Origin of the sequence: Streptomyces sp. NPDC000410, assembly GCF_040300305.1 — a bacterium.
Taxonomy (GTDB): domain Bacteria; phylum Actinomycetota; class Actinomycetes; order Streptomycetales; family Streptomycetaceae; genus Streptomyces.
This window is the reverse complement of sequence record NZ_JBEPDM010000045.1, coordinates 1-14,510: the sequence shown is the minus strand read 5'-3', so window position 1 is coordinate 14,510 and position 14,510 is coordinate 1. Positions and strand designations below refer to the sequence as shown.

The following is a 14,510-nucleotide window of genomic DNA, read 5'->3' as shown; positions in this document are numbered from 1 at the left end:
CGTACGCGGCCGATGTGCGAGGTCGCAGGGCGTCGTCAGGTCCGCCTGGTCGGCCAGTCGAGCAGCCGCGCGCCGATGACCGCGGTGTGGAGCGTGTAGCGGTGCATGGGATCGTTCGGGTTGAGGTCGGTGAGGGTGTGGATGCGTGCGAGACGGTAGGTGAGGGCTCGTACGCTCAACGACAGCCGTCGTGCGGCATCGGTGGCGACACAGCCGGCGTCGAAGTAGGCGATGAGCGTGTGGATGAGTGGGTGTGGGCCGCCACGTGCCTCCTTCAGGGGGCCGAGCGTGCTGTCCACCAGGTCCACCAGGGCCTGCCGGTCGCGGGCCAGGACAGGGAATACCAACAGGTCGGCGGCACGCAGAAGCGGCTCCTCGAAGCCCATGCGGCGGGCGATGTCGAGTGCGTTGAGCGCCTCTTCGTAGCTGTGGCCGATGCCGCCCGCGCCCGGGCGGGGCCGCCCGATCGCGACCTTACCGCCGTCGGTGGCCGCGTGTGCTCGCTTGGCGAAGTGGACGAGTACGTCGTCCTGGTCGGCCGGCGCGATGCACACCATGCGGCCGTCCTTGGTGGTGAACAGGATGCGGCGTCTTTCGAACCGGGCGAACAGGCCCGCCTCCACCTCCCTGGGCACGGGGTCGGCTTCGTCGTACGTCGCAGGTCCTTCGGCGACCGCGACCGCGTGCGAGCGGGACAGACGCAGCCCGAACCGCTCCGAGCGAGCAGAGAGATGCCCCGCGTCTCCGCGGCCGTGGAGGAGGTCGTCGATGAACTCGCGCCGAGCGGCCTCCTCTCTGCGTACGACGAGCCGCTGGGCTTGTTCGTACCCTTCGGCGAAGGCGTCGATGGCCTGCTCGACGGCGCTGAGAACGCTGTCCAAGTCGGTTGACGTGGGTCGGTCGACGCGGCTGGCCGCGAGATGGCCGCGGACCAGGGCGCGCCATCCTTGCCCGGCTTCGGCGGCCTGTGCGCCCAGCGCACGGCGTGATTCCACCTCGGCGCGCGTGAGGCGGCGACCGGTCCTCGACGCCTCGGCGATGATCTGGCTGTAGCCCTCCAAGAAGCTCGTCGGCGTTGATTGCTGCATCGGTTGGCGTCCCCCTGGTTCTTGATGAAGTGACAGTATTCTTCGTGGTCCTGTGCTTGCCGGCCCTGCCCGCGCGACCGGGCGCCGGCCCGGGTGGCTTCCGCTGCCGTACGCCGCGCCCGCCCCGCTCCTCACCTGCAGGTGTGGGCAGGGTCGGTACGCTCCGCCACGGGCATGGAGACCTGCGCCAGGCGCGTGGGGCGGCGGCGAGTGAGACGGCGGGCGAGGGGTTCGGTCCAGCGGGCGGCGAGCGGGCCGACGATGACGAGGATCAGGACGTAGGCGGTGGCGAGCGGGCCGATGCGGGGCTCGACACCGACGGCGAGGCCGGCGATGACGATGGAGAACTCGCCGCGGGCGACGAGGGTTCCTCCGGCGCGCCAGCGGCCCGCGGTCCTGATTCCCGCGCGGCGTGCCGAGTACCAGCCAGTGGCGATCTTCGTCAGTGCGGTCACGACCGCGAGGATCAGGGCGGGGACGAGGACGGGCGGGATGTCCGCGGGGTCCGTGGACAGGCCGAAGAAGACGAAGAAGACGGCGGCGAACAGGTCGCGGAGCGGGCTCAGCAGGGTGCTGGCCCCTTCGGCGACCTCGCCGGACAGGGCGATGCCGACGAGGAAGGCGCCAACGGCCGCGGAGACCTGGAGTTCCTGGGCGATGCCCGCGACCAGGACGGTCAGGCCGAGGACGACGAGGAGGAGCATTTCGGCGTTGTCGGAGTAGACCGCGCGGCTGATGAGGCGTCCGTGGCGCAGAGCGAGATAGAGGACGGCACCGACGGTGCCGAGCGAGATCAGCAGGGTGAGGGCGCCGCCCGCGAGGCTCACGCCTGCGAGCAGAGCGGTGAGGATGGGCAGATAGAGCGCCATGGCCAGGTCTTCGATGACCAGGATGCCGAGGACGACCGGGGTTTCGCGGTTTCCGAGACGCCCGAAGTCCCCGAGGTCCTTGGCGATGACGCCGGAGGAGGAGATCCAGGTGACGCCGGCCAGAGCGACGGCCGCGACGGGTCCCCAGCCCAGGATGAGTGCGGCGGCCGCGCCGGGCGCGGCGTTGAGGACGAAGTCGACGGCGCCGGAGGGGTACTGCGTCTTGAGGCTGGTGACGAGTTCGGAGGCGCTGTACTCCAGGCCGAGCAGGAGCAGGAGGAGGATGACCCCGATCTCGGCGCCGGTGGCGGTGAACTCCTCGCTCGCGGTGAGCGGGAGTATGCCGCCGTGGCCGAAGGCGAGTCCGGCGAGCAGGTAGAGGGGTATGGGGGAGAAGCCCACGCGTCCTGCGAGTCGTCCGAGGAGTCCCAGGGCGAGGATGATCGCTCCGAGCTCGATGAGCATGACTGTGGTGTTGTGCACGGGCCTCTGTCCTCCGGTGATGAGTTCGGCGACGGTGTCTACGCCTTACGCGGCTGCCGCCGACGACGAGGGTGTCGCCGGTCGCGAAGCGGGAGTCGGGTGTGGCGAGGGGAACGCCGCGGCGCGGCGCAGGACGGCGACGATGGATGCCCCGGTGCGCGTGCGCGCCGGGACGGATCCGAGCGGGCGCCCGGCATACGGCGATCGCTCGGTGACCAGGTCGATCTCGATGCGGTGGTGCAGGCGGGCGACGGGGGTGCGGGTGAGCAGCTGGGCCGGCGCGGTCGCCTCGCGCGGGGTGAGGGGAACGGAGTCCTCGCAGGTGTCGTCGCCATCGAGGGCGCGGAACGCAAGGGTGCGCCGGCCGTCCTGATGGGTGACGACGGACAGGTGGCGGCCGGCTTCGACGGGGAGGTCGTAGCGGGCGCCGACCCTGGGCAGGGCGGCCTTGCCGGCGTGAGCGGTGAGCTCCATAGCGTGCTCCAGTACGGAAGCGTGAGGGACGTGCTGGTGACGGTTCGGCGGTTCGGGCCGGTGTCGATGGGCGTGGGGGCCGGTGTGCCGGCCCGACGGAAGTCGTCGGTGTGCTCAGCGACGCAGGGCGAGACCAGTGGCCTTCGTACGGACCTCGAGGCGCACGGGCCGTCAGGTACGGGGCCCTGGAAGTACGCGCATCGGGAATACGGATGCGTCAGAGGCGCTTGTCGCCGGAGCCGCTGCCGTTGGTATCAGGCACGCCGCCGCGAGGGGCGTTGTCGACGCGGACCGTCCGGAGGGCGCGGGCGGAGGAGCAGCGGTGACCCAGGTGGGCGAGGGGCAGGTCCGAGGCGTTGAAGCGTCGTCGCACGTCGTCCCCCCGTTCCGTTGACAGCCCGCAAAGATGAGCGCCTATGCGCTCAACAGAGCGTAATGGCTTGGTAAAGGATTCTAGCGTAGGAGATAAGGGGTGATCTTTGTTAAACGGCGAACAGGGTGCAAATCTCCCGGGATTTGGGAGCCGATGGCGCGATGTGCCCGTGCGAACCGGCCATCAGCAGGATGACACCGATCTCGGCGCCGAGCGCGACGAACTCCTCGCTGGTGCCAGGGGCAGCGGACCGCCTTCTCCGAGGGCGAGGCCGGCCAGGAGGAATCGAGGACGGTCGCTCTCGGTCAAGGATGGTGGCGGCGCCTTCGGCGCCCTCGCGGGTGCCGAGGGCGATCAAGGTGTCCCCGCCGGCCAGGCGGAAGTCCGGGGCGGGGCGACGGCGCCGCGCCTGAGCGGCGCGGGATGGCGACGATCGAGGCGCCCGTCTCCGTGCGCAACCTGGTCTCACCCAGCACTCGCCCGTTCCAGTGCGACGCCGGAGAGAGCTCTATTCGCTCCGCCACCAGCCCAAGGTCGGTCGTGTACAGCAGGTTGGGACTTGATGGGCTGCCAACAGCGTGTCGATCAGCGCCTCCGTCTCGCGGCCGCCGCCGGGTCCTGCAGTACCTGAACGGCCGGTTCGACGCCCGCTGACCTCCGCGTCCGCGGATCATGGACGGCAGGGCGGACAGCCCGGCTCGGCGCATACGGACAGCCGTCTCCCAGGGCTACGCCGCCATGCCCTCTCGTGCCCGCAAGCCCGTCCCTCTCCCTCCCCACCCCCTCCTCTGTCTGCCTCCAGATTCCCGCGCGGACCCGGCTTCACCAGGAACCGTTCTACGGAGAAAACTCCCGTCTACGGAGAAAACTCCCGCCCCGCTCCTGTCGCCAAAGATCCGTGCCGCGGGCGTGCTGCCCGGAGGGCCGATTGGAGACGGCAATGGAGTGGATCGAGACCGTGCGGGCGCTGGCGGAGGAGCCGCTGGTGCGCCTGGTGGTGGGGGAGGGCGTCCGGGGGATCGCCCGGCGTGTGCGACGGGAGGACCTGCCGCGGGACGTGGGCAATACGGCGCTCAGGCGTGATCCACGAGCTGCGCAACACCGCGCTGGCGAGCGCAGTGCGCGCAGCAGAAGAATTGCCCGTCCGCCTGAAGGCCGTGGCCGAGGATGCGGCACTCGCAGTTGCCGCAGCTCGGCGCCAGCTTCTGGGCGGCGCACTCGATGCTGTCGAAGATGTGTACCTCCCCTGCGGCGCGCACCTCGAAAGCCAACTCGTAGTCGTTCTGGCAGACCTCGCATACGGCCATGAATGATCAGCTCCTCGCCATGACAGCGGATGGTGTTGTCCTGTCGTCTCGTGAACGTACCGACCGCGATGCCCTCGCCCAACGCCGCCACGTTCGCCGGAACCGGACCGGCGGACCGGAATCACTCAGGTGGGCTGCCGGGAGCTACCCGGCGGTGCGCCTGATGATCCGGTCTGGGCGCCAATTGTCGGCGTACACGTGAACGTGCCCAGTCACGAGGCGCTTTTGGGCGAGAAAGCCGGACCGCTGCAAGCCCTGCCACCCGGGCCGCGGCCGCCGGCATCCAGGTCGGACGCCGTCCGCTGTCCGTCCATGACGAGCTGACCGGCACCCGCCCCTTCACCACCGCTCCCACGGCCGCGCAACGTGAAGGACCTGGCCACTCTGTCGTTCGTCGAGGCCAAGGCGAACGCCGCTCTGCTCGGGCCGCCCGGGGTCGGTAGGACACACAGCGCCGTCGCCCTTGCAGTCCCGGCCTGTCGGGCCGGCTACTCGACCTACTTCACCAGCCTCGACGACATGGTCCGCAACCTCACGGCAGCCGAATCCGCAGGGCGCCTGACCAGCAAGTTCGGCACCTACCTCCGCCCGTAGTCGTCCGGGTGGACAAGATCGTCCTTGCGATCCAGTAGAGCGGCGTCCCATCCGACTCAGCGTTCCCGCCCGAGCTGCAGGACCTCACCCGCCTGTTCGTTGAGAGTGCACAGCGGCAGCTGAACAGCCGCTGATGTGCGGCTGCCGTCGGCACAGGTGGGGCATCCCGGCCGGCCCTTGCCCGACGTGCTGCCCGCGCCGGACGCGATCCTCGTTTGCCCCGCTCACCAACAAGGGGGCCAGCCACGGTGAGCCCCAAAGGGGCAGTGGGGTGATCTTGGAGGTGGGTGAGGTGAACGCGGCGCTTGTGCGGGTGGCCGCCCAGGCCGCAGCAATGCTGCCCCCCAGGGAGCCCTCGGGCACCACGTTGCCCAAGGGCTCCCTTCGGCATACCTGAGGAAGGAATCGCCCCATGACCATCACCCCACACCCCGCCCTCATCAGGGACGACGCCACGGAACAGGCGCGGTCTGTGCCGACAGGGCCGGCGCATCGTGCACTGGAGTCCCGGCCTTGGGGGCCAACGGCTGCCCCGATGGCCCCCTGGGCCGGATTAGGCACGGCGCATCCAACTCCCGCCATCCGCGGTCGGGTCGGAAGCTGATCTCAGTGGGTCGGGCGCTGCGGGGCACTTGCCACCCCTGACTCCCGGCCACTCAGCGCGGCGTCCAGAGTCTCCTGGGCCATGCGCATCGCTTCGGCGTACTTCGGCTCGGACATACGCTCCCAGGCCCGGTCCGGTGCGACGTCCTCTACCCGGCTCATCACCCACCAGATGTTGCCGAACGGATCCCGCACCCGGCCGCCGCGATCCCCCCACGCGCTGTCAGTGGTCTCGGTGATCACCTGCGCCCCGTGCATGACCGCGGCCGCCATGGCGGCGTCCGCGTCCGGGACGTAAACCCGCAGAAGCGAGGGCATCACCGGCCAGTCGGGCCGTCGGTCGAAGGCCAGCACGACCGTGTCGCCGACGCGGATCTCGCCGTGCCCGATGGTGCCGTCCTCGACCGGCACCCGTGCAAGTTCCTCGCCGTCGAACGCGGCGGTGATGAAGTCGAGCAGTGCGCCGGTGTCGTCGGTGACCACCCACGGTGCAACGCTGGTGTAGCCCTCGGGTGCAGTGTGACTCATCGGTCTCGTCCCCTCGTCTGGTCCTTCGCGATGTGACGACCCTAGGACCCAATTAGGACAATTGCGGACCTAGATCACGCACGAGACCAGCACCACCCTCATCAGCGCCCTGGTCGTAGCCCACTTCTCTCTCGAGCCTCGCGCAGAGGATGGAAAGGCTCACTGATCCCAGAGGGCGCCACTGCCCTCCGGGGCTTGTTTCCAGCTCTAGTGCGCTACTCGGCCAGTCTGGCAAGTAGCGGGTTCTGGCCGCGCTTCGGCATAGGCTCCGCCTGCCGCCGGCTCCGAGTCCCTCCCGCGACAGAGCCCCGCGCCGCTCAGGCGGTTTCGCGGCGGCTGCCGGACGTGGACGAGGCCGTCGCTCTGGCGTAGTCGTCACGGAAGCGCGGTCAGAACTGCTTTCAAGAATCCTCATGAGCGTCGATGCTCTGGATCGTGAGGTGATGCAGGACGTCGTGCGTCGTACTGGAGGGGGTCGCCGGTGTCGATGCCGGGCAGAGGGCGGATCCTGCTCTGCGTGCAGGTGAGGAGCTGGTCCCAGGCGAGGGCGGCTGGGCTCGGCTGGGCTATGACGTGGTTCCAGTTGGCGGCGAGGAGCCCGAACGCGGTCCGGACGCGGCTTGGGCGGCTTCGGGGGCGAGGCGCGCTCGGCGTTCCGCCGACTGCCAGGCACTGCCGCTGGGTTCGACGTATCACGCGGGTGCCCCACTGGCCGGCATCTCCGCATCTCCGCGCCGTGGATGCCACCGCCGGTAGAGTCGGCCCGAAGGAAGCGCTGATCTGGGGGACTCATGGCGGCAGCGGATGCACCACCCATCGTCTTCGTGCACGGGACGCGGTTCAGCGCGGGACAGTGGAGCCCGCAGCTTGCCGCACTCCAAGGGGACTTCCGGGTAGCCGCTGTTGACCTACCAGGCCACGGCGCCCGCTCTGCTCAACCCTGGAGCCTGAACGCGGCGACAGAGATCATCGCTTCCGCGGTCGACTCGCTCGACCGCGGGCCGGCTCTGGTCGTCGGGCATTCGCTCGGCGGATACGCCTCGCTGGAGTTCGCGCGGCGCTGCCCGGAGCAGCTGCGGGGGCTGGTCCTTGCGGGGGCCAGCGCTTCCACTCGTGGCCCGTGGGCAGCCCCGTATCGGTGGGTGGCCGGGCTCGTCCCTCGTATACCGGCGGACCGGCTGGCCCGGTGGAACGACCGGTTGTTGCGCCGGCTCTATCCTCCCGAGGTGGTGGAGGCGACCATCCGCTCCGGCTATGCCTTCCACACCCTGCCGGCCGCCTGGGGTGAGGTGATGGGCCGCTTTGACGCGGGCGCGATGCGTCATGTGGCGGCTCCCGTGCTCATCCTGAACGGCGAGAAGGACACCGTCTTCCGGTCCGGAGAGAGGGACTTCGCCCGCGCGCATCCGAATGCCCGCGTCGAATTGATCCCGCGGGCGAGACATCTCGCGAACTTCGACGATCCAGATGCCTTCACCGATGCCGTCCGCCGCTTCGCCCGGCAGGTACCTGTTCGCAGCTGAGCGCGCCAGAGCCGGGTCCACCGGGGCTGTTCGGGCGCAGGTGCCGAGGGTGGGCCGACCGGTCCTGGAGTGTGCGGGCCGCGTCTGCCTGTCAAAGACGCCTGACGGCGTCGCTACCGCGACCCGATCTTGTGTCACCAGCGCCGGAAGCGCCGGCCCTCATGAGCGGGGCAGCCTCCAAAGGAAACGACGTCTTGCTCCAGCGCCGGTGGCTTCTTCCCGTTGAGAGCACCTGCCTGGCGACGCCGGCTCGCACAGCTGGGTGCCGCTGGAAGACCACGACCCGTCCCTGCAGGGGAAGGCCTCGATCCAGGGTGGTCCGTCCGTTGCCCAGCCCACTCGGCTCCGCTTCGGCCGGGACCGGAGCTGCACGTTTTCACCTGCCCGGCCGACCCCGCACACCCGCCCCAATGGGTGCTCTCCTCACCTCGCGCTTTCACGAAGCGGTATGTCCGGCACGTGATGAGGGACGTGGGAAGTGCCTCTGAACGGAGAGAATGGAGATTGCTGAGGTTCTGTTTCCCGTACGAGCCGGAGACACTTTTCAGGTGAAGCGGTGTAGCGCCCCGGCAGCTGCTCGCCATCCTCGACGCCGAAGCCACGGCTCTGTGTACACGGTGGGCCGGAACAACGCCCTGGCCGAACTCCACTCATCGCTCATACGATCCCGGCATGACGAATACGGCGTGGCGCGTCGCTCTCGGCGTGGTGGCTTCCAGCGCGTTCTTCTGGGCAGTCGCAGGAGCCGTTGACCTGGGACTGGAGCGAACCCGTAAGGGCTACGCCCTCCCTGACGGCGGAGGTTGGTACACGCTTGCCCTGTTTACCGGATTCGTCGTCGCCTACTTCAGCGTGGCCTCCCTCACCGATACGACCGCCGGTCGGCACGTGGCGCTGGTCCCGGCGGCGGGTGCCTGCTTCGGTGTCGTCTCGTGCCTGCTCATGGGCCAGCAGACGCGGCACTGGGTCGCCGCCGTCGTCATGGCACTGATCGGATCTGCCCTGCCGCTCATTGTTCACCTACGGAATCGCACGCGGCGTGCCCGCCTCGCTGCAGACGCACCGGCCTGACCTCCCGCTATCGCGTAGGCGGGAGTCCGAGGTGTGATCGGAATCGCGCAGAGTGCTCCTGACCAGCAACGATGGGGCTTGTCCATGGTCCAGGTCGTCGCGTGGGAAGAAGCACTCCTCAGGTGAAGAAGCGCATTGGATTCTGTCCGCGTGACCGGGTCGAGGGCGGCGGCCGGGCAGTGGTCTCCCAGGCCGGGGGCGTTCGGCTGGTCGAGATCATTCGTAAGACCGGGCTGGACACGTCGACATCGCGCGCGCTTGCGCCGTGGCGGAAGGATCGGGCGGTGCACGATCCGGGCAAGGTTCTGCTGGACGTTGCCCTCGCGGCTGCCGTCGGCGGGGACGACCGAGCCGGCCGTGTTCGGGACGGTGGCCTCCGATCCGACCGTCTCGGGGCCCATCGAACAGCCTTGCCGCGGCCTGACGGAAGGCCCTGACCGCGATCCGGTCCGCACGGGCCAAAGTCCGCGAACACGTCTGGAAGCCGGCCGGTACCTCGTCGCCGGATGCTTCAGGCCAGGTGGCCGTGGACCTGGACGGAGTGCCTGTGCTGGCCCACTCCGACAAGCAAGACGCCGCCGCGACCTGGAAGAAGACTTACGGACACCACCCGGTTGGGCTTCGTCGACCACGGAAGCGGTGGCGGCGGGGAGCCGGTAGCAGGCCTACTCAGGCCCGGCAACGCGGGCAGCAACACCGCCGCCGACCACATCACCACGGCTCGACTCGCCCTGGCCCAACTGCCGAAGGAGTACCGGCGCGGGCGCCGGACGCTGATTCGCACCGATTCCGGCGGCGGCATCCACGAGTTCGTGGCCTGGCTCGCCCAGCGCGGCCGATGGCTGTCGTACTCGGTCGGCATGACCATCACCGACGCCATCCACCAGGCAGTACTGAAGGTCCCGCCCGCCGCATGGACGGTGGCGGTCCAGCCGGACGGCGAGATCAGCGACGGTGCCTGGGTCGCCGAACGGTCCGGCGACCGCCTGAAGGGCTGGCCGCAGGGAATCAGGCTGATCGTCCGCAAGGAACTACCCCACCCCGGCGCACAGTTGCGCTTCACCGACACCGACACCGACACCGACACCGATGGCTTGCGGCTCACCGCCTTCGCCACCAACACCAACGGCATCCCGATCGCCGCACTCGAACTGCGGCATCGCCAGCGCGCGAGGGCCGAGGGCCGAGGACCGCATCCGCGCCGCCCGCACCACCGGCCTGCGCAACCTGCCCCTGCACGACACCGCGCAGAACCAGACCTGGGTCCCCACCGGCGCTCGGGCCAGCGGAGCGCCATTTGCAGCAAGTCCGAATCTCACGCAGTAGAGCCCGCCACTCCGCGCGCTGGTGAGCCTACTGGTTGGGGGAGTTGCTTCTTTACCCGCGAAATGCTTGGCATGAAGGGTGAGACGCCGTCCTCGATGTTCCTAGGGGCCGACTCCATGGCCTTGACCATGTATCGCGGCGAGGTGTCATCAGTCTGTCCGTCGAGGAGGCGGACCCGTACCTGTCGTGCGTCGTGCGGGTTGTGGTGGACTTCCCACTTTCCGCGGCGGGCGTGTACGCCGGAGGGCTGTCTGGCTGTCCTCGTAGCGGGTCGAGGATGGCGTGGCGGATCCCGCGCCTCCCGCCCGGCCGCAGCACCGCGGCCAGGATGCTTCGGGTGGCGACATCCAGCGCGATGATCAACTCGGGCCGGCCCGCCACGCCGTGGTCGGATACGGCCATGATGTCCAGGCGCGTCGTATCCAGCATGACGTGCTCCCCGGCCCGCCCCGCCATGGTCGGGGCGAAGGACGGGGCCGGGTGCGTGGGCGCCGTCTCCGGCAAGAGGGAGCTGAAATCGACCGCGACTTCGGGGATTTTCACGAGCCGGCTCTTCGACCACAGGTCGGCAACCTCTGGGGACGCGAGGACGCCGTGGAGGGCCTGCTCGATCTCGTACAGCACCGTGCCGCGCACCGGCTGCCCAGCCTCGCCCGCCGGAGCAGCAGCCGTACGAGCGCGAGCGGTGACACGCTGGTGCTGCTGCCTGCTCGCCACCCGCAACTGTTCGGCATCGAGCGTCCGATGAGGCCTGCCGCAGCGTCTGTCCCAACGCCAGGAACCGCTCCGCCTCCTGCCGCCGCTCACGCGCCAAGAGATTGGCCGCCCGCGCCGCGAGCGTCGGGCGACGCAACGCCGCGATCGCCTTCGCCGCCGCCGCGTCCTTCGCCTTGCGCGCCTCGGCGACGTACGCGCCCCGGGCCGGCACGAACTCGACCGGCTTCAGCACGTACAGCTCCTCGGCGACCTGCTCGACATACGCCGTTCACGCCGTCCACTGTGCGCTACCCGCACTCAGTGCGGCCAAGAGCCGTTCCACAGCCTGTGCCAGGGCGGACTCGCAGTGCCGGCGGGTTCACCCGCGTACAGCAGAGGGGCAGGGCCCGCCCGGTCGCCCGCCGTTCGACATGAGAGGGACCCCGCTCACATCGATCGTGATGGACCGCTCTGCCGGCGCCCACTATCTGCGGGAGCTGCGCGCGGTCCCGCTCACGTGCTCTCGTCGCCGGTGGCGAGGATGGTGCGGCCGGCGGCGAAGAGCCGTGCGCAGCGTTGCGCCATGGCTTCAGGCGACTGGTCGGGGTGGTTGACCCACCAGCGGACCAGGGCGGTGCACAGGCCGCGCCAGGCGTATTTGAGGGCGTCGGCGTCAAGCGGGTCGCTGGAGCCGACCGCGTGGAGGAGGTCAGCGGTGCCGGTCGCGGCGAGGTCGTCGATGGCGCCGCGGTAGTACGCCGCGCGTCGGCCGGCCTCGCTGTCGGACGGCAGCGTGGCGTCGTAGAGGACGAACCACGCCTCCCGCTGCCCGTCCAGGGCGGTGAACAGGGCGTGCAACACACGCAGAGAGGTGGGCGGCGCGCTGGAGGCGTGTTCGGCCATCGCGGCGCGGATGGCGTCCAGCAACTGGTCGCCGACCCGGTTCAGACAGGCGAGGTAGAGGTCTTGCTTGCTGCCGAAGTAATGGTGCAGCAGTGGCTTGGTGACGCCCACACGGGCGGCGATGGCGGCCACGGTGGTGGCCTCGTAGCCGTGGCTGCCGAACTCTTCGGTGGCCGCGGCCAGGACCTGTCGTTCGCGCGCGGCCCTGGGCACGCCCTTGGTGCCGGCCCTGGAGGGGAGCGTTGTCATGGACCCGATATTACCCTAAGGTAAATTTCTGTTGGGTAAATTCCCTGGACCTCGCTGGGAGCACGCGCATGCCTGCCACTCCGTCCGACCCCGGCACCTCCCGCACCCGCTCCTGGTGGGGCTGGGGCTACGCCGACGCCCATCCCGACGACGCCGAATGCGCGGCCATGGGCGCGCTGCTGCCGGGCACCCTGGCCCGCCCGTTGCCGATACCCCGGATCGCCGACCTGCCCATCGCCCGTCCTGGTGTGGCGCCCCCGCCCGCACTGGCCCACCTGGTCACCGCCGATCACGAAGCGCGCGCCGCCCACGCCATGGGCAAGGCCTACCGCGACGTCATCCGGGCCCTGCGTGGCCGGCCCGGACGGATACCCGACCTGGTCGCCCGACCGACCGACGACCAAGAGGTGGCCGATCTGCTGGACTGGGCCGGCGGGCACAACGTGGCCGTCATCCCCTTTGGAGGCGGCTCCTCGGTGGTCGGCGGTGTGGAGTACCGCGGCGACGCCCACCGCGCCGTGCTGTCGCTGGACCTCACCTCGATGGACCGGGTTCTGGAGATCGACGCCGACAGCCGCTCGGCCCACATCCAGGCCGGCGCGCTCGGCCCCGTACTGGAAGAGCAGTTGCGGCCCCGCGGCCTCACCCTGCGCCACTTCCCGCAGAGCTTCGAGTTCTCCACCCTCGGCGGCTGGCTGGCAACCCGGGCCGGAGGCCATTACGCCACCGTCCACACCCACATCGACGACTTCGTGCAGTCCCTGCGACTGGTGACGCCCGCCGGAGCGGGCACGTCCTGGCGGCTGCCCGCTTCCGGCGCTGGGCCGTCGCCCGACCGTCTGTTCCTCGGCTCCGAGGGCGCGCTCGGCGTCATCACCGAGGCGTGGATGCGCCTGCGGGAGCGCCCCCGGCACAAGGCCTCGGCGTCCGTGGCCTTCGCCGACTTCCAGCAGGCGCTGGACGCGGTGCGTGCCATCGCCCAATCCGACCTCTCCCCAGCCAACTGCCGCCTGCTCGATTCCGGCGAGGCCGCGCTGTCCGGCGCCTCTCACGACGGCTCCGCGGTCCTGGTCCTGGGCTTCGAATCCGCCACCGCCCCCGTCGACGACCGCCTCACGAGCGCCCTGGACGTGGCCCGCGCCCACGGCGGCCGAGGCGGGGCGCCGACGACGGACCGCGACGCCCCCGCCGACGCGGCCGTGAACGCCTGGCGCTCGGCGTTCCTGCGCATGCCCTACCTGCGCGACGGCCTGGCTCGCATGGGCGCCGTCGTCGAGACGTTCGAGACCGCCGCCACCTGGGACAAGATCCCCGCCCTGATCGACGCCGTCCGCACCCAGGTCGGCACCGCCGCCCTGAAGGCCACCGGATATCCGGCCACCATCAACTGCCGCCTGACCCACGTCTATCCTGACGGCGCCGCCCCCTACTTCACCGTGGCCGTCGCCGGCCGACCCGGCGACGAGGTCGAGGTCTGGGACGACATCAAAGCCGCCGCGAGCGACGTACTGCACCGCCACCGCGCGACCATCACCCACCACCACGCCGTCGGCCGCGACCACCGCCCCGGCTACGACCTCCAGCGCCCGGAGCCCTTCGCACTGGCCCTGCGCGCCGCCAAGGACGCCCTGGATCCTCACCGCATCCTCAACCCGGGCGTCCTGATCGACTGACAAAACGGCGGCCGACGGGCGGAAATTGCGTGCCGACCGGCCCGTCCACGGACCCGCCCGTCAGCCAGCCGGCAGCACCGCGGTCCAGTACACGAGCCGTTTACGGGGCCGCTGAGGAGCAGCCGCGTCCGCTGACAGGACCGGTCGGGCTGTGACCCCACAGCCGGGGAGCCGTGCCGACCTGCGAGCGGCGCGGCTCCCTGTCGGGAACGAGGACCTGGGTGCTACGTCCTCCGGTGGAGCCGACGCTCGCCCAGGCCCGGGAGGCCCTCCCCAGCCCCGGCGTCCCGCCCGGCGGGCTCGCGTTCGAGGCCAAGTGGCTCCGCTCGGCGGCGTCGAGCCGCAGGGCCGCCGAGAGTGGCGGTCGACCGGAAGTCCGGGCAACTTCGTTACCTGCCGGACAAGCGGGGCAACGACGAGATGGAGTCGGGGGTGACATTGCGCGCCTACCTCGCCGGCGGCATGCTGCTGTGCCCGATGCCCGGCTGCGGGCCGTTCGGCCGGGTCGTCGCCGGCGGCGCCCGGCGCCATGACTTCGCCCACCCTGCTGAGGCAGGCAACCACGATCATGGGACGGGTCCGGAGAAGCTGGGGCACCTGAGCGCGAAGGATGTCCTGCTGCCTGTTCTCAACGAAGCCAGTCGCTGTCTCACTCAGAAGCCGTATCTCAACCGATCATGGAACGTGTGGCTCGAACAGGCTTCCCGCCCGAGTGATCTTCCCGTTGTACGCGCATGAAGGCAGGGCCTC

At 70.1% G+C, this 14,510-nt stretch carries 10 protein-coding genes and 4 pseudogenes; 6 read left to right on the top strand and 8 right to left on the bottom strand.

Translation table 11 applies throughout. The annotated features are described in order from the left end of the window. Positions 1–35: 35 nt before the first annotated feature. The 6 genes and pseudogenes from ABT342_RS30415 to ABT342_RS30390 all read right to left on the bottom strand — a co-directional run bounded on the left by ABT342_RS30415 (position 36) and on the right by ABT342_RS30390 (position 4,594). Complete coding sequence (locus tag ABT342_RS30415; RefSeq protein ID WP_351581009.1) at positions 36–1,088, bottom strand: PucR family transcriptional regulator; 1,053 nt, start codon at positions 1,086–1,088, stop codon at positions 36–38. Between the two features lie 131 nt (positions 1,089–1,219). After that, on the bottom strand, positions 1,220–2,440 hold the full coding sequence (locus ABT342_RS30410; RefSeq protein ID WP_351581096.1) for a cation:proton antiporter: 1,221 nt from the start codon (positions 2,438–2,440) through the stop codon (positions 1,220–1,222). Positions 2,441–2,449: 9 nt separating this feature from the next. Beyond that, positions 2,450–2,914, bottom strand: a pseudogene (locus ABT342_RS30405) (cation:proton antiporter regulatory subunit); the annotation flags it as partial. A gap of 217 nt (positions 2,915–3,131) precedes the next feature. After that, positions 3,132–3,287 carry a hypothetical protein gene (locus ABT342_RS30400; RefSeq protein WP_351581007.1) on the bottom strand — a complete coding sequence of 52 codons (156 nt, stop codon included), beginning with the start codon at positions 3,285–3,287 and terminating at the stop codon, positions 3,132–3,134. Between the two features lie 298 nt (positions 3,288–3,585). Then, positions 3,586–3,888 (bottom strand): annotated as a pseudogene (locus ABT342_RS30395) (cation:proton antiporter regulatory subunit); the annotation flags it as partial. 472 nt (positions 3,889–4,360) lie between these two features. Continuing rightward, the gene (locus ABT342_RS30390) at positions 4,361–4,594 is read right to left on the bottom strand and encodes a metallothionein (RefSeq protein ID WP_351581005.1); all 234 of its coding nucleotides are present in this window, start codon (positions 4,592–4,594) and stop codon (positions 4,361–4,363) included. Positions 4,595–4,951: 357 nt separating this feature from the next. On the opposite strand from ABT342_RS30390, the pseudogene ABT342_RS30385 reads away from it, so the two are divergent. Further along, a pseudogene (locus ABT342_RS30385) lies at positions 4,952–5,185 on the top strand (ATP-binding protein); the annotation flags it as partial. Positions 5,186–5,794: 609 nt separating this feature from the next. Here ABT342_RS30385 and ABT342_RS30380 read toward each other — a convergent pair. Beyond that, a complete protein-coding gene (locus tag ABT342_RS30380) occupies positions 5,795–6,319 on the bottom strand; it encodes a VOC family protein (RefSeq protein WP_351581003.1) in 525 nt (174 codons plus the stop codon). 791 nt (positions 6,320–7,110) lie between these two features. Between ABT342_RS30380 and ABT342_RS30375 the strand changes: the two genes are divergently transcribed. From ABT342_RS30375 to ABT342_RS30365, 3 genes and pseudogenes are all read left to right on the top strand, one after another. Next, a complete protein-coding gene (locus tag ABT342_RS30375; protein ID WP_351581001.1) occupies positions 7,111–7,842 on the top strand; it encodes an alpha/beta fold hydrolase in 732 nt (243 codons plus the stop codon). 672 nt (positions 7,843–8,514) lie between these two features. After that, positions 8,515–8,913, top strand: a complete 399-nt coding sequence (locus ABT342_RS30370; protein ID WP_351580999.1) for a hypothetical protein — start codon at positions 8,515–8,517, stop codon at positions 8,911–8,913. A gap of 122 nt (positions 8,914–9,035) precedes the next feature. After that, positions 9,036–10,179 (top strand): annotated as a pseudogene (locus ABT342_RS30365) (IS1380 family transposase); the annotation flags it as partial. 1,269 nt (positions 10,180–11,448) lie between these two features. On the opposite strand, the gene ABT342_RS30360 reads toward ABT342_RS30365, so the two are convergent. Beyond that, entirely contained in the window at positions 11,449–12,087 is a 639-nt protein-coding gene (locus ABT342_RS30360) for a TetR/AcrR family transcriptional regulator (protein WP_351580997.1), read from the bottom strand. Positions 12,088–12,155: 68 nt separating this feature from the next. On the opposite strand from ABT342_RS30360, the gene ABT342_RS30355 reads away from it, so the two are divergent. Beyond that, a complete protein-coding gene (locus ABT342_RS30355) occupies positions 12,156–13,760 on the top strand; it encodes an FAD-binding oxidoreductase (RefSeq protein WP_351580995.1) in 1,605 nt (534 codons plus the stop codon). A gap of 357 nt (positions 13,761–14,117) precedes the next feature. Further along, positions 14,118–14,498: a hypothetical protein gene (locus ABT342_RS30350; RefSeq protein ID WP_351580993.1), complete on the top strand. Its 381-nt coding sequence runs from the start codon at positions 14,118–14,120 to the stop codon at positions 14,496–14,498. The last annotated feature ends 12 nt before the right edge of the window (positions 14,499–14,510 follow it).

What these genes read in the sequence shown, in the direction of transcription:
- ABT342_RS30355 (WP_351580995.1), top strand. Translation starts at nt 12,156, where the DNA reads ATGCCTGCCACTCCGTCCGACCCCGGCACCTCCCGCACCCGCTCCTGG.
- ABT342_RS30390 (WP_351581005.1), bottom strand. Translation starts at nt 4,594, where the DNA reads ATGGCCGTATGCGAGGTCTGCCAGAACGACTACGAGTTGGCTTTCGAG.
- ABT342_RS30370 (WP_351580999.1), top strand. Translation starts at nt 8,515, where the DNA reads ATGACGAATACGGCGTGGCGCGTCGCTCTCGGCGTGGTGGCTTCCAGC.
- ABT342_RS30380 (WP_351581003.1), bottom strand. Translation starts at nt 6,319, where the DNA reads ATGAGTCACACTGCACCCGAGGGCTACACCAGCGTTGCACCGTGGGTG.
- ABT342_RS30360 (WP_351580997.1), bottom strand. Translation starts at nt 12,087, where the DNA reads ATGACAACGCTCCCCTCCAGGGCCGGCACCAAGGGCGTGCCCAGGGCC.
- ABT342_RS30415 (WP_351581009.1), bottom strand. Translation starts at nt 1,088, where the DNA reads ATGCAGCAATCAACGCCGACGAGCTTCTTGGAGGGCTACAGCCAGATC.
- ABT342_RS30375 (WP_351581001.1), top strand. Translation starts at nt 7,111, where the DNA reads ATGGCGGCAGCGGATGCACCACCCATCGTCTTCGTGCACGGGACGCGG.